The organism is Hydrogenispora ethanolica (genome assembly GCF_004340685.1).
Taxonomy (GTDB): domain Bacteria; phylum Bacillota; class UBA4882; order UBA8346; family UBA8346; genus Hydrogenispora; species Hydrogenispora ethanolica.
The window spans coordinates 149,743-163,811 of record NZ_SLUN01000003.1; the positions used below are offsets into that span (position 1 = coordinate 149,743).

At 53.2% G+C, this 14,069-nt stretch carries 13 protein-coding genes; 10 read left to right on the top strand and 3 right to left on the bottom strand.

Going from position 1 to position 14,069, the window contains the following annotated elements:
* The first annotated feature begins 278 nt into the window (after positions 1-278).
* The gene (locus EDC14_RS03925; protein WP_165907770.1) at positions 279-1,766 is read left to right on the top strand and encodes a YjjI family glycine radical enzyme; all 1,488 of its coding nucleotides are present in this window, start codon (positions 279-281) and stop codon (positions 1,764-1,766) included.
* 93 nt (positions 1,767-1,859) lie between these two features.
* A complete protein-coding gene (locus EDC14_RS03930) occupies positions 1,860-2,696 on the top strand; it encodes a YjjW family glycine radical enzyme activase (RefSeq protein WP_165907771.1) in 837 nt (278 codons plus the stop codon).
* Between the two features lie 525 nt (positions 2,697-3,221).
* Here EDC14_RS03930 and EDC14_RS03935 read toward each other — a convergent pair.
* Both EDC14_RS03935 and EDC14_RS03940 read right to left on the bottom strand, forming a co-directional pair.
* Positions 3,222-3,494 carry a spore coat protein gene (locus tag EDC14_RS03935; protein WP_207930701.1) on the bottom strand — a complete coding sequence of 91 codons (273 nt, stop codon included), beginning with the start codon at positions 3,492-3,494 and terminating at the stop codon, positions 3,222-3,224.
* Between the two features lie 11 nt (positions 3,495-3,505).
* Positions 3,506-3,694, bottom strand: coding sequence for a hypothetical protein (locus EDC14_RS03940; protein ID WP_132012887.1), 189 nt, complete (start codon positions 3,692-3,694; stop codon positions 3,506-3,508).
* A 304-nt stretch (positions 3,695-3,998) separates the two neighbouring features.
* On the opposite strand from EDC14_RS03940, the gene EDC14_RS03945 reads away from it, so the two are divergent.
* Both EDC14_RS03945 and EDC14_RS03950 read left to right on the top strand, forming a co-directional pair.
* Entirely contained in the window at positions 3,999-5,219 is a 1,221-nt protein-coding gene (locus tag EDC14_RS03945) for a hypothetical protein (protein WP_132012888.1), read from the top strand.
* Between the two features lie 462 nt (positions 5,220-5,681).
* Positions 5,682-6,779, top strand: coding sequence for an ABC transporter ATP-binding protein (locus EDC14_RS03950; RefSeq protein WP_132012889.1), 1,098 nt, complete (start codon positions 5,682-5,684; stop codon positions 6,777-6,779).
* Positions 6,780-6,972: 193 nt separating this feature from the next.
* Here the strand turns inward: EDC14_RS03950 and yyaC are convergent, their stop codons facing one another.
* Positions 6,973-7,617, bottom strand: a complete 645-nt coding sequence (gene yyaC / locus EDC14_RS03955; RefSeq protein WP_132012890.1) for a spore protease YyaC — start codon at positions 7,615-7,617, stop codon at positions 6,973-6,975.
* 254 nt (positions 7,618-7,871) lie between these two features.
* Here yyaC and EDC14_RS03960 point away from each other — a divergent pair, with 254 nt between their 5' ends.
* The 6 genes from EDC14_RS03960 to EDC14_RS03985 all read left to right on the top strand — a co-directional run bounded on the left by EDC14_RS03960 (position 7,872) and on the right by EDC14_RS03985 (position 14,004).
* The gene (locus tag EDC14_RS03960; RefSeq protein ID WP_132012891.1) at positions 7,872-9,263 is read left to right on the top strand and encodes a VanW family protein; all 1,392 of its coding nucleotides are present in this window, start codon (positions 7,872-7,874) and stop codon (positions 9,261-9,263) included.
* Positions 9,264-9,390: 127 nt separating this feature from the next.
* The gene (locus EDC14_RS03965; RefSeq protein ID WP_132012892.1) at positions 9,391-10,266 is read left to right on the top strand and encodes a glycosyltransferase family 9 protein; all 876 of its coding nucleotides are present in this window, start codon (positions 9,391-9,393) and stop codon (positions 10,264-10,266) included.
* Positions 10,263-11,282 carry a lysylphosphatidylglycerol synthase transmembrane domain-containing protein gene (locus EDC14_RS03970; protein WP_165907772.1) on the top strand — a complete coding sequence of 340 codons (1,020 nt, stop codon included), beginning with the start codon at positions 10,263-10,265 and terminating at the stop codon, positions 11,280-11,282. Before EDC14_RS03965 ends, EDC14_RS03970 begins: the two co-directional genes overlap by 4 nt.
* Positions 11,283-11,607: 325 nt before the next feature.
* On the top strand, positions 11,608-11,991 hold the full coding sequence (locus EDC14_RS03975) for a S1 RNA-binding domain-containing protein (protein ID WP_132012894.1): 384 nt from the start codon (positions 11,608-11,610) through the stop codon (positions 11,989-11,991).
* Positions 11,992-12,214: 223 nt separating this feature from the next.
* A complete protein-coding gene (locus tag EDC14_RS03980) occupies positions 12,215-12,799 on the top strand; it encodes a TetR/AcrR family transcriptional regulator (protein WP_132012895.1) in 585 nt (194 codons plus the stop codon).
* A gap of 155 nt (positions 12,800-12,954) precedes the next feature.
* Positions 12,955-14,004 (top strand): radical SAM/SPASM domain-containing protein, encoded by a 1,050-nt coding sequence (locus tag EDC14_RS03985; RefSeq protein WP_132012896.1) that lies wholly within the window; start codon positions 12,955-12,957, stop codon positions 14,002-14,004.
* Positions 14,005-14,069 lie beyond the last annotated feature (65 nt).

Sequence of the window (14,069 nt, forward strand, 5' to 3'; positions counted from 1 at the left end):
CCCGGGGAAGGCGGAGCGTCTCTCCTTTGGGGCGGTAGTTGCTCCGGGACGGGCAGCGGTCTCCTCTCTAGAAGCCATGGGATAAAGTCTCTTTCCAACCGATTCAGCCTGAAAAAGTTTAAAAATCGACTTTATCCCTTGCTTCTCTGAGCTTTTGTGTTCACCCTGACCTTCGGAAAAGGTTTATCACAACGCTTTGGGAGACGCCCGGAAATGATCATTGCAGGGTGGTTTTTGCAGGAACGGCATAGTATAATGAAACCATGGAGGCGTTGCCCATGGATGCAATCAGAAATATCATCGGGGATACCACCCAGGATTATCATCAAAAGCGAAGCAGTCTCGCCGCGGCGGCGGAGAATGCCCTGCCATATCCGGAGCTCAGCGAGGCGGCCCGGGAATACCTGGCCGCCAAGGTCATCTGCGACATCAATGAAGGCCATGCGCCGTATCGGCCCCGTTACATTCTGCCCGATTATCAGAAATTCATCGCGCACGGCAGCGCGTATCTGAATCTGGAAGCGCCGCGCGATCTCTGGGAGGCCGTCAACGGCCTGCTCATCCTCTACCGTTATGTCCCGTCGATCACCGGCTATCCGGTGTATCTGGGCCAGATCGACGAGTTGTTGGAGCCCTTCGCGGCCGAGGCCGGCGAGCGGGAGCTGGAAAAACTGCTCCGGCTGTACCTCGTCCAAGTGGACCGGACCCTGCCCGATGCCTTTGTGCATCTGAATATCGGCCCGGCGGACACCCGGACCGGCCGGATGCTGCTAAAGCTCGAACGGGAGCTGCGGCAGGCCGTCCCCAACCTGTCGCTGAAATACCTTCCCGGAACGACCGGACCGGAGTTTACCCGCCTGGCCGTGGAAACCGCGGTGGCCATCGGCAAGCCTTATTTTGTGAACCACGCGGAGCTGGTCTCGGTCTGGGGGGAGCGCTACGGGATCGCCAGTTGCTACAATACGCTGAAGATCGGCGGCGGCAGTTACACGCTGGTCCGCTTGAACCTGAAAGAAGTGGCCGGCCGTTCCGCCGGTTACCGGGACTTCCTGGAGCGGCAGCTGCCCGAGGCGGTGCGGCTGCAGTGCGAGATCATCAACCGCCGCAACCGCTTCATCGTCGAGGAGGCCAAGTTCTTTGAGAGCTCGTTCCTGGCCCGGGAAGGCCTGATCGAGCGGAGCAGCTTCACCGCCATGGCCGGCGTCTTCGGGATGTATGAGGCGGTGGAGTCGCTCAGCGGCGGCGGCCGGATGGGCTTTGACCGGGCGGCGGACGAGATGGCGGTAGCCATCGCCGGCCGGCTGCGGGAACTGGTCCGTTCCCACCCGGGGGCCTATTGCGAAGGCACGGGCGGCCGGATCGGCTTCCACGCCCAGTCGGGGATCGACAGCGACATCGATGTGACCGCCGGGGTGCGGATCAAAATCGGCGCCGAGCCGCCGCTCTTTGATCAGCTGCGCCTGGCCGGGAGGCTCCATCCCTTCTTTGACACCGGGATCAGCGACATCACCCTCTTTGACCGGACCGCGGAGGGGAATCCCGCCGGAGTCCAGAAGATCATCGACGGCGCCATGGCGAGCGGGGTCCGGATCATGGCTGTCAACCGCGCCGATTCCGAATTGGTCCGGATCACCGGATACCTGGTGAAACGGGCCGACATCGAGCGTTATTTCCGGGGCGAGCCGCTCCGCGAAGGCACGGTACGGCTGGGAGCCGAGAGCGTCCGGAACAACCGGGTGCTGGAACGGGCGGTCCGCGGCTTCTAGGGAGCCTTTGGACGGAATCGCTCACTGATGGACTTCGTTCCCGGGGCCGGCCGTTGGGGTGGCTCTCGGAATACCTTTGAGGATGTTTGCGCCATGAAGGCATGGGTCAATAAAATTATACCGAGTACCTTGATCGATGGCCCCGGAAGTCGGATGGCCATCTTTTTGCAAGGCTGCAATATGCGCTGTCTCTATTGTCATAATCCCGAGACGCAACAGCGCTGCAACCACTGCGGAAGCTGCGTCGCTGTCTGCCCGGCCGGGGCCTTGTCCCGGGCCGGGTCGGAGGTGATCCACCGGCCCGACCTGTGTCTGGCCTGCGATCGTTGCCTGGCGGCGTGCCCCCGTTATTCCTCGCCGAAATGCCGCCCGATGGAGGAGGAAGAACTCTACCGGCGGATTGTGGCGGATGCCGCCTTCCTGGACGGCGTGACCGTCTCCGGCGGCGAAGCCAGCCTCCAGGCGGAATTTCTCCACCGGCTCTTCCGGCGGATCAAGGGAAATACCGGGTTGACCACTTTCCTGGATACCAACGGCACGATGCCGCCTGCTACGGCTCATAAGCTGGCGGAAGTGACGGACGGCTTCATGGTGGATCTGAAAGCGTTCGATCCGGACCTGCATCAGGAGTTGACCGGGGTTTCCAACCGCGCCGTGCTGGAGAATATTCGCTATCTGGCGGAACGGGGGCTTTTATATGAGGTGCGCACCGTGATCGTGCCCGGCTTTACCGACCGGCCCGCGGAGATCGCCGCCATCGCCGGATTGGTCCGCGAGGTCAGCGCGCAGACCCTTTTGAAACTGATCCGTTTCCGCCCCACCGGGGTCCGGACTTTCCTGGCGGAATGTCCGCCCATGGCGGAGGAGGGCTTTGCGGAATTATGCCGGATCGCCGAAACAGTGCTGGGCGGCAGGGTGGTCCGGGTCTAAGGGCGCGGCTCGAATTCAGCGCCAAAAAGTGCTTGGGACATCGGTGGAATGATAGGATTTACTTTTTGCCTACGCGCAATATCCCAATTATGTTAATAAAATGGTATTGGGTAAAGACCCAAATACAAATGTAAAGTGGTGATTCATGTATGTCGAGACATCATCGTCATCATCATCATTGCGACCGGCGCCGTCGCCGGGATTCCGAAGTGTATCTCGCTCTTCCGGTGGGCGGGGTCCAAGATCCTTGCGCATCATTTTTCCCAGGCGCAGTTCATGGAGCCTTTTTAACGACTGGCGCGAGCCCGTTCTGCCCGACGAGCTTTTTCGATCCTTGCCGGTGGCGTTAATCCCTGAATGCTGATTGGTTCAGGGTCATGAGGTTTAGCTTGGCTGTCGGAGATTTAATCAATTCATCATGCCACAAAAATAGAGACGTTGCGCAAACAACGTCTCTATTTTTGTGGGGAAGAATGCGCTGAAAGCCGGGGCTTTTGCTTGCAACCGAATTCATTTCCCTTTTATTTATTGCAAATTGCCGCTGGCAATCGTCTGCTGCAGAAACTGGTTAATCGCCGCGACATCCTGATGCGGGGCGGGCGGAGCCGGTTTATAGTAATTTTTGGTCTGGGCGTACTGGCCGATCTGTTGCTGGGTCTGTTCGCACTGGGCCCGCATCTGGAGCAGGGCCTGACGAATTGCGGGATTGCTGGTTTCGGTGGCAGCCTGGGTGAAGCTGACCGCGCCGGTCTTGGCGATCTCCAAGGCGTCAAGGGTCATTTCCCGATCGGTATACATGATTCTCCTCCTTATTGTACTAAAAATCCCATCAGGGTCCGGACATTGTTATAAGCCTGCTGCGATTCCTGGTTCAACATATTCTGAAGCTGGCTGTCGCTGCAGTTCTGGGCATACAATTTGAACTTTTTGGCATTGACATCCTCGGTGGCAATCAATTCCTTCAGCGTGTTCAATTCCATCTGCGTTACATGGGGCAAATCGGTTCACCTCCCTCCGCGGTATCGGTCCTTCACGGCACCGGGCGGCCGGATTCGTTATCGGAAAGCCTCTTTCGAATCCCACTCGGTATCCCGAAGGACTGAAGATCGGAAAATTAGGAAATCCGGGCTTTCAGCGCGGTTAAACAATTTTGGAACGCACTTATAGTATTTCTATCCGTGGGGAACCCATACCCATTCCTTAACTGGTAAGAGTTGGTCCCGGCGGTAGAAGATACATCACCGCTTTTAGCAGGAAAGTTATTATGAAGCCCGAAGTTTTCATCGGTTGGGAGGTTATGCAGTGAAAAAACTGCTTGCTCTTTTGCTCCTGATCGGCCTGGCCGGGGCTTTTCCTATCCCCGCGGTGGCCCTGCCGGTCCGGTTGGCGGGGAATGATTTCAACCCAATCAATTGGGGCCGGTATCCCCATCAAGGAAGCGGTCTACAGCTGACCACCGCCATTGGCGACCGGATCCACGGCGCGGCGGTGATCGATGGGATTCAAAATTTGGCCGGGGATGGAAATCTGTCAGACTCTTTGAACCGGCTTTCCTTGCGTGAAGCCTATTTGGAGGTCGCGCCCGGCGCGACCGGCCGCACCAGGCTGCGCCTGGGAACGCTGGATATTGAATATTCGCCGTATCTGGCTTCGTTCCAACCCTGGCAGGGACTGGGCCTGTCGGGCTGGGAGCCGGGCGGCGGGGTACGCGCCAATGCTTTCTACTCCTGGAGTGAAAATGTGCCGGTCTGGGGCAGCCGTCTGGATTTTGCTCCGGCTCCGGGGGTCGATCTATCATTGAATCTGATCGGAGATGAGACGGATCTGAACCGTTCCATCGAGGGGGTGGCGCAACCGTTCGATCCGCTGGTGGTCAGTTGGGCCATGGCCCGCAACCGGCAAGGCGCCGGACCCGTCAAATTGGACGCAGTCTACAATGTCAATGAGCGGATCACGCTCCGGAGCGGGTTTCGCTCCTTCCCGACGCTTGAAGAGTTCGATCCCGGCTATCGCGACACGCGGACCGATGACTTCGGCGATCCCGCCAATCCGGTCGATCTTTACCACGGCCAGACCGGATTCAGCGGCGGCGTCACCGTAAAATTGGCCGGATTCAATACCGGTTTCGATCTGGAACGGTACCAGCAGCGAGTGGGAGCGGGGGATGATCCCGGGACGCTTCGCCCCGGTGCGAACCAACGGTACCGTATCTCGTTGACCCGGTCCCATGGTTTGGGTTGGGGAACCTTCTTGGGCGGGTATGCCCGGAGCTATCACCGGGCCGATGGTTGGGAGGAAGTCGGGAATGATTGGAAAGGCGGATTGCGTTTCAACTCACCGCTGCTGCGAGGGTTGGAGGTTGGCGCCGAATTCCGCGCCGCACAGCGCGTAGGCGTTCCGGAACCGGTCTATCGGGCAGTGGGAGTTATCGGCTATGCGCGTTCGGGCCTGCACAGCAAATGGGTTTATAATTTTTATACCGGGGAGACAGCGGCGGAAACGTATGTACAGGTCCGGTTCTGAGCGGCCGGGGACCGCGACGGCGGCGGCGTCCACGGAAGTTTTTCATGTTTTTTAGAAACGGGCGGGTACGCCCGTTTTTGTTATGTTGGGAGATATCTTCTGAAACGTCCGGGGATTCATAACTCGGTATAAGCTTTCATAAGAATAAAGAGAAATCATGGATCATCTTTTGAAGCAGAGTGGGACCGGCTGGTTTTAATAATGCGTTAACCTGGCTTTTCCCGAATTGAAAGGGAATGAAAGAAAAGGCAGGAAATTTTGAAAAAATGTCGAATATATATCTCATCAAAGCAATGCCAAACGATATGTACAGCAAGTCATTGACCGTACTTTAACCGATTGGTTTCTGATAAATACGCTGGGATAGCGCGGTCAGCCTGGAGGTGATTTCCGGAACCGTTCATTTCATAAAAACAGAGATCTTTATTATACCATAAATAATCAATTTGAGGAGGCAAAATTATGGCAAAAGTTATATTTGACCACGTTTCCAAAAAATATTCCGGAAACGTCATGGCAGTGAAAGATGCCAACCTGGAGATTAAGGACAAAGAGTTCGTCGTATTCGTCGGTCCCTCCGGTTGCGGTAAAACCACCTCGCTCCGGATGGTCGCCGGTTTGGAAGAGATCTCCGAAGGCAACATCTACATTGGAGATAACATTGTCAATAATGTTGCGCCGAAAGACCGCGACATCGCGATGGTTTTCCAGAACTATGCCTTGTATCCGCATATGGATGTTTACAACAACATGGCTTTCGGCTTGAAACTCCGCAAATTCCCGAAACCCGAGATTGACCGCCGCGTGAAAGAAGCCGCCAAAATTTTGGGTATCGAAGGCTTGCTCGACCGGAAACCGAAGGCGCTCTCCGGCGGACAAAGACAGCGGGTTGCCTTGGGCCGCGCCATCGTTCGCGAACCGAAGGTCTTCTTGATGGACGAACCGCTCTCCAACTTGGACGCCAAATTACGGGTACAGACCCGCGCCGAGATCAGCAAATTGCACAACCGCCTCCAAACCACCATCATCTATGTTACGCATGACCAGGTGGAAGCGATGACCATGGGCGACCGGATCGTCGTGATGAAAGACGGCATCATTCAACAAGTCGGCGCTCCGCTGGACATTTACGACAACCCGACCAATGTCTTCGTGGCCGGATTCATCGGCACTCCGCCGATGAACTTCCTCGACGGCGTAGTCAAGGAAGTCGGCGGCAAGTTCATCGTCGATATGGGTCCGATCAAAGTGAAAATTCCCGACGGCAAGTTCAAACAGATCCGCGAGTATCTCAACAAGCCGGTTGTCTTCGGTATTCGCCCGGAAGACATCACCGAGAACATCGGTTCGGCTCCGGATGACGAGATCATCGTCGGTACCGTCGACGTTTCCGAATTGCTCGGCGCCGAGGTCAATCTGTATATGTCCGTTGGCGAACTCTCCTTCACCGCTTCGGTCGATTCCCATACCCGCGCCACCGACGGTGAAAAACATCAGGTGGTCTTCAATTCCGAGAAGATCCATCTCTTCGACAAACAGACCGAGAAAGCCATCGTCTGAGTCGTTTCATTGCTTAAACATTCAAAAAAAGGCCCCTTTTGGGGCCTTTTTTGCGTCTAATAACCGATCGGAAACAGCGTGGCGGGCTGGGAATAAAATGTTGTCTGGGACCCAACGGTTACGGCAGGAAACGCCGGTTCCGGGATTGAATACTACCGGATAGGGTATCGAAGGGTGATACGCAAGGGAAAGCTTAGGGGAGGGGCGGTTCAGCCGAATAAGCCGTCTCGGCCGCGGCCGGTTCGACCAGCCCCTGCTTCTGGATTTCGCGCCAGATTCCCTGGCTGATGATGTCGGCCATTTTCATGACCAGACTCAGACGGGTGTTTTGCAGGACCATATACTCCATAAAGCCGCCGACATTCACAATCCCGATAATATGCAGGTTGCCGACGGCCGGCAGATTTTTGTTGACGCCGGTCCCGGGCTGCAATGGACCCTCCTTGATGCTGATATAACCGACGCTTTCGGAACGCCCCAGGCATGCATCCAACGCGATAATGAAAGGGTTCTTAAAATCGTTCTCAATCTGCTGGATAATTTCCTGTAGATTGACGGCGTGAACCGGGTTATCCAAAGTTCCGAAGATATGGGTTTTGCCGAGATTCAGCTGTTGCAGTTTGCTGCCGGTGAGCGGGCCCAAAGAATCGCCGGTAGAACGGTCGGTTCCGATACAAAGAATAATCAGATCGCCGCTTGGATCATATAAATGAGAGAGGAATAAACCTAAATTGGCTTGAAAGACGGCGGCCGCGTTGGGGTGCTCGATATGAATTCGCGAATTGAAATTCAGCAAGTCATTGGAGTCGCCCTTTTTCTTAATGAGCTGGTTCCACATATGAATCCCCTTATCCTATTTTTCTCGAAAAGCCCGCGTTCGCAGCAAACTTTTCAAAATGGGTTAAAGTGCAGGATTGGAGTACTTTTTGAAGCGATAAACTTTCCAGTGCAGTACGGTTTGGCGTCGAATTTGCCTCCGGATTGAAAGGCAGTCAAGTCGCGACGATAGTTTATTTTATGCCCGAGGCCAGCGGAGTATACATCAATCGTTGGTAGAAGGTTCCTTTAGCGCAATTTTGGAGGTGTTCCGGTTTGAGTTGGCTTCAAAAATCGGCAGTGTCCTGGCGGGTCTCGGTTCCCGTCGTATTCGCCGCCTTTTTTGTTTCATTGTTGGTCAGTACGCTCTTTGTGGCCTGGACGAACGGCCGGATTATGCCCGGAGTGACCGTAACCGGGCAGCCGATCGGCGGTATGATGCTTCCTGAAGCCGGACGTTACCTCGCCCGGTATGCGGAGAAGGCGCAGCATCGGAAGATTATGCTGAGTTATCCGGGTAAGAGAGTCAGCGTAATCCCGGGAGCCATCGGCATCCAAACGGATGTCCGGGCTACTCTCCGCCGGGCCTACCGGGTTGGGCGCAATGGATCGTTTTTTGAGCGTTTGGCCGAACGCTGGCGCGTGCGGAAGCACGGCCGGGAGATCGCTCCGGTTTTCAAGAACAATCAGGCCACTTTGGATACTTTCTTCCGTTATCTTGAGCCGGGGATCGCGATCGAACCCATCCGTTCCGTGGTCACTTTAGGGGCCGATGATCAGGTGACCTATACCGGCAGCCGGGTAGGCCGGAGCATTGTCCGGGATGCCTTGATTCTGCAACTCCAACAAGCGGTTTATCAGACGTCGATCCATGAAATTGCCATCCCTGTCAAAACCGAAGTTCCGGCACTGACGGAAGCGCAGATCGGCGCATGGCAGCTGGACCGGATCCTCGGTAGTTTTACGACGCATTTCAATCCGACCAATGTAGACCGGACGCACAATCTGGAGTTGGCCCTGAATGCCATCAATAATGTCCTGGTGTACCCGGGCCAAAAATTTTCATTTAATGACCGGGTCGGTCCGCGGGTTCCCGCCAGCGGTTATAAAGAAGCGCCCGTGGTGTTCCTCGGCAAGCTGGTTCCGGGTGTGGGAGGAGGAGTCTGCCAAGTCTCCACCACCTTGTATAATGCCGTATTAATGGGGAATCTCAAGGTGACCCGGCGGATTAATCATAGTTTGCCCAGCGCATACGTGCCGATGGGGCAGGATGCCACCGTATCCTATGGGAACATTGATTTTGTTTTCGAGAATAATTATCCGACGCCGGTTTTGGTAGTCACCCGGCTCATTCCGCCTAATCTTACCGTCGCGGTCCTGGGCAAAAAGACTAATTGGGAGACGGTGGCGCTGGAAACCAATCTTTTGGAGACCTATCCCTTTAGTACGAAGGAGATTCCCGATCCCAGCCTCCGGTCCGGCGAACGGGTAAAAGCCAGTCCCGGAGTGAAGGGTTATAAGGTCGAACTTTGGCGTTCCATCTTCTATTCCGACGGCACTTCAAAAAGGCAGCGGGAAAATGTGAGTATATATCCAGCGCAACCTGAAGAATATAAAGTTGGCACCAAAGACGGGAAGGTTGAGAAAGCTGCCAACACAGTACAATAAAATCGTTATTTTTTGTCTGAGTCCTCTGGGCGATACCCTGTTCGCAACACCGGCCATTCGAGCTCTTAAGGAGAATCTTCCCAGGGCTCGAATTGTTGTTATTGCCAGCCCTTCCGCCAGTGAAGTTTTGCAGCACAACCCCTATCAAATCAGCGTGCTCCGCTGCGCCGATCAATGGCAATTACTAAAAGCCATGAATATGATCCGGCGCGAAAACTACGATCTGGCCATCAGTTTTACCCATTTTGGAAGCTACTTCACCAAATATTGCGCTGCCAGTTGCCGGGGCGACTTCTTTTCCATTGCCGGCCAGACCGAACAGCCGGTGATCCAATTATGCCTCGATATTCTTCGGGAGCTCGGTTTAAAGACGGGGTCGGACCGGACGGAGTTTTGGTTTGAGGATGCTGATCGCTTGAAAGTGGATCGTTTTTTGGAGAGTATCGGCTGCCTGGGCGCGCGGCCGTTAGTGGCGGTTCATTGCGGCGGGCATTATTTCATTCGCAAGCGATGGCCGGCGGAGAAATTTGTGGAGTTGCTTCTGGAACTGCGGTTATCAGGAGTGGAAGTGGCGCTGATCGGCGGAACGGAGGATGTTGCCAATTCCTTAGCCATTCAGGCCCTCGTTCCCGGAGTCATTAATGCCGCGGGGGCGCTGCGGTTATCCCAAACCGCAGCGTTGATGGAACGCTGCGAATTATTCATCGGCAACGATTCGGGACCGTTGCACCTGGCGGCGGCAGTCGGCGTTCCAACTATCGGCCTGTATGGGCCGACCGATCCCGCTCAGTTTTATCCCTATCATCCAACCCGGCACCGGTATATTTATAAAGCGCTTCCCTGTAGTCCATGCTACCGGTTTGGCGGGGGGCTCTGGCAGTTTGTACCCAAGTGTTCCCGGCCTTATTGCATGGAAGCAATCTCAGTCGCCGAGGTCATCGACGAAATGACCGGACTCCTTTGCCAAAACCGGCAGTCGCTCCTGGCGAAGGGTCAGCGATGAAAGAAAAAGGGGAGCGGCCGATCGGCAAAGGGCTCTGGTATGCGCTGGGCTTTAGCGGTATTAGCTTATATTTTATCTTCAAAGGCCTAGAGGGAATCGGTCCGGCAACCGGCTTTGCGTCGGTCGATTGGCTGTGGGTCGGAATCGGTCTCTTCGTCCAGGTGATCGTATGGTTTACCAAAGCCCTGCGAATGTATTGCATTGCCATCGGCATGGATGCACCGGTCCCGCTGGGACGCTTTTTCCAAATCTACCTGGCGACCTGCTTTATGTCCCATGTGACGCCCTTCAATTCCGGCGGGACGCCGCTCCAAATCTATCTTCTGAAACGCCAGGGGCTGAGCCTTGGGAAGGCGACCGCCCTCACCACCGTGGATCTGGGTTTGAACACCATCATGTTTGGCCTGTTGATTCCGTTGGCGGTGTTGATTGATCTGAATCGAACCGGCATCCGGATCCCCAGCCTGTCGGAGCTGGTGCTGAAGTGGCTGCCGTTTGGCGTCGGATTGTCCGTGGTGTTATTTCTGGCCATGAAGCTTTTGAAAAGGTGGAGCCGGTTCCGCTGGAGCCGGAACTTGCACGCCTTTTTAAGCCGGAAGGGATGGTTGCAACGGCTCAAGGATGAATGGCACCGTTTTAAGGAAGGATGGCTCCTGCTGACCCGCAGGAATCCGCTATTGATTGTGGGGGCGGGTTTGGCGACCGTCGCTTATTGGCTTTTTTACCTCTTATTGGCGCCGATTATTATTTGGGCAATGGGAAATCCGGTCTCTTTTTGGAGGCTGATCGGTCTCCAGCTGATCTTCAATTTTGCCCAAATTTTGGTGCCGACTCCCGGCGGCAGTGGCGGTTCGGAATTGCTGCTGACCTATTTGTTCCGGGGAGTGGTCGGCGGAGCGGGGATTGGTCTATTTGTGCTGTTGTGGCGCGGGTATACTTATTTCAGTTCATTAATCGTCGGAGGCTTCTTTTTTTGGCGGCTCACCCGGACGTCCTCACGGAGTATGTCGAAGTAGCCCGATAGCCGCGAGGCATTGCAATCGAGAAATGGCTGGCCTCGAATTACTATTTCGCGATAACCAAAAAAGCTGCCTCGTGAAATGGAATCAGACCCTGATATGAGCATTCAATCCGAATTATGCAGGATTTGGAGGAGATGTACCGGACTCAATCCGATTGCATGAATTACCAGAATGACGCCGGGACTGATACAGGACTCTGAAATCGTCGGTTGTGTCAATGATCCTGCGCGGCTTGTCTTGACAACACTTTTAAGGTCACGATATAATATATTATATTAATTTCCACGTTTTTAACAAAAAAGAGGAGGATTTTTGCAGTATGGCTTTAGAGGTTGGCCAGATTGTGGAGGGGAAAGTTACCGGGATTACCAATTTTGGGGCTTTCGTGGAACTTTCCACCGGACAAACGGGGTTGGTCCATATATCCGAAGTAGCCGATGAGTATGTCAAGGATGTCAATCATTTTTTGAAACAAAACGATCTGGTCAAAGTGAAGGTTCTCAATCTCGATAAGGGGAAGATCGGACTTTCCATCCGGCAAGCCCAGCCTCCTTCCGAGCGGATGACCAAGCAAAACCGGCAGTCATTCGAGGATAAATTGGCAAAATTTATGAAGGACTCCGATGAGCGGCAATCGGACCTCCGGCGGAACGTCGATTCGAAACGGGGCGGCCGCGGTGGCGGCAGAGCGCCGAGCATGTGAATAGTGCTTCAATATGAGTCTTTAAAATCCGGCTTTTGGCCGGATTTTTTATATTTTAAGGCATGACCCTTCCGGCATTTAGCCGGATTTATCACAGTAAAAACTGGTATTTGACTCAGAAAAGTCTGCCGATGGCCCACCATTGGAGGGATTGCAGAAAAAATAATGTTATGGCATAATATGAATGAATAAAAAAATATTCATTCACAAGGAGCGTGCCCAATTGGAAGATAAAAAAGCGGAGATTTACCGTTGCGGGAAGGAATTATTCAGTACCAAAGGATTCAAAGATACCAATATTTCCGACATCACCAAAATGGCTGGAGTAGCGGTGGGGACCTTTTATAACTACTATCCGTCCAAAGACCACCTTTTTATGGAGATTTATGTGGAGGAAAACGAGCAATTAAAAAGGAAGCTCATGGAATCGGTTGATCCGGATGAGGAGCCCGTAAAATTTATCAAAAAATTCCTGGCGTTGAACTTCGAGGGGATGAGTTCCAATCCGATACTGAAGGAATGGTATAACCGAGATCTCTTTAGCAAACTGGAAAAAGATTTTTATGAACAAGACGGATTCAAGAGTATTTCCGAATTTATGAATCGCGCGACAATCGAATTGATCAAAAAATGGAAAGTCGAAGGAAAACTCAGGGACGATCTGGATAACGACCTTGTTCTCGCCATTTTGAACTCCATATTTTATATCGATTTTCATAAAAAAGATATTGGTATTCAGCATTTTCCGCATCTCATCGATTATATTGTGGAGTTTGTAATGAAGGGCCTATCGAGTTGCCTCAAATAGATTGGATTGAGTAATTATTTTTTGCCTGTCAATGAATGAATTTTTTATTATTCATTCATTAAGGAGATGTTAAAATTACCCAGTAACTTTTGGGTTCAATCATAGGGAAAGAGGAGGAGGATTCATTGGAAAGGGACAGTGATTACAATGGCCTTTTGAATAAGACGATTCAAGCTTTTCTAAAAGAGACTTTGTGGGTGATGTATCGCAATCCGTCAATGGTCAAAACAGTGCTCCAGGCCATTCGCTTTCAAAAAAAAGCAGCCCGGAAGCGAGAAGAATATCAAAAGCAGGGTCTTCAGGTCCCTCCGTATATGATTATCAGTATTACCAACCAGTGTAATCTCCGATGCCAAGGATGCTATGCAAGAGCGCAGCATCGACCGGTTGAGCGGGAAATGGGTCATGACCAATTACGGTCGGTGATTGCCGAAGCGAAAGACCTGGGGATCTCATTCGTTTTTCTGGCCGGGGGTGAACCGCTGATCAGGCCGGATATTTTAGACATCACCAACGCTCTGCCGGAAGTGATTTTTCCCCTCTTTACCAATGGTTTGTTGATTACGGATGAAACGATTGCCCGGTTACGAGAGCAGAAAAACGTCATACCCATCATCAGTCTGGAAGGGTATGAAACCGAAACGGACGGCCGGAGAGGGTCAGGCGTTTATAGCCACCTACGGGGAACTTTCGAAAAGCTTCGAATATCCGGTATCTTTTTCGGTCTCTCCTTTACTGTTTCAAGAACCAATTTTGATACAGTCACCAATGAAATCTTTATCCATCAGCTTATGGCATCCGGTTGCCGACTGTTTTTCTTTGTGGAGTACGTTCCGGTCAAGGAAGGGACGGCGGATAGGGTCATCATGGATGAGCAAAGAAGTGCGCTCGCCGGGATTCTGGATTCCTTCCGGCTCAGGTTCCCGGCGTTGTTTATCAGCTTTCCAGCCGATGAGGAAGCCTTTGGAGGCTGCCTCTCGGCGGGCCGGGGTTTCATCCATATCAGCGCCGAAGGCGACTTGGAACCATGTCCTTTTGCGCCTTATTCGGATTCAAACTTGAAGGATTTATCGCTGAAAGAGGCCTTGCAATCGGAATTATTGAGCAGAATCAGGCAAAATCATGCCGAACTGACTGAAACCAGCGGCGGATGCGCGCTGTGGGAAAAACGCGACTGGGTAGAATCTTTCCTGAAAACGATATAAAGCGTATGGTGTTTCAAATTAATAACCGCTTCGAAAGAGCGGTTATTAATTTGAAACAGAAACTC

Excerpts from the sequence above, each read along its gene's own strand:
- EDC14_RS03925 (WP_165907770.1), top strand. The coding sequence starts at position 279 with ATGGATGCAATCAGAAATATCATCGGGGATACCACCCAGGATTATCAT.
- EDC14_RS03930 (WP_165907771.1), top strand. The coding sequence starts at position 1,860 with ATGAAGGCATGGGTCAATAAAATTATACCGAGTACCTTGATCGATGGC.
- EDC14_RS03935 (WP_207930701.1), bottom strand. The coding sequence starts at position 3,494 with ATGTATACCGATCGGGAAATGACCCTTGACGCCTTGGAGATCGCCAAG.
- EDC14_RS03950 (WP_132012889.1), top strand. The coding sequence starts at position 5,682 with ATGGCAAAAGTTATATTTGACCACGTTTCCAAAAAATATTCCGGAAAC.
- yyaC (WP_132012890.1), bottom strand. The coding sequence starts at position 7,617 with ATGTGGAACCAGCTCATTAAGAAAAAGGGCGACTCCAATGACTTGCTG.
- EDC14_RS03970 (WP_165907772.1), top strand. The coding sequence starts at position 10,263 with ATGAAAGAAAAAGGGGAGCGGCCGATCGGCAAAGGGCTCTGGTATGCG.
- EDC14_RS03975 (WP_132012894.1), top strand. The coding sequence starts at position 11,608 with ATGGCTTTAGAGGTTGGCCAGATTGTGGAGGGGAAAGTTACCGGGATT.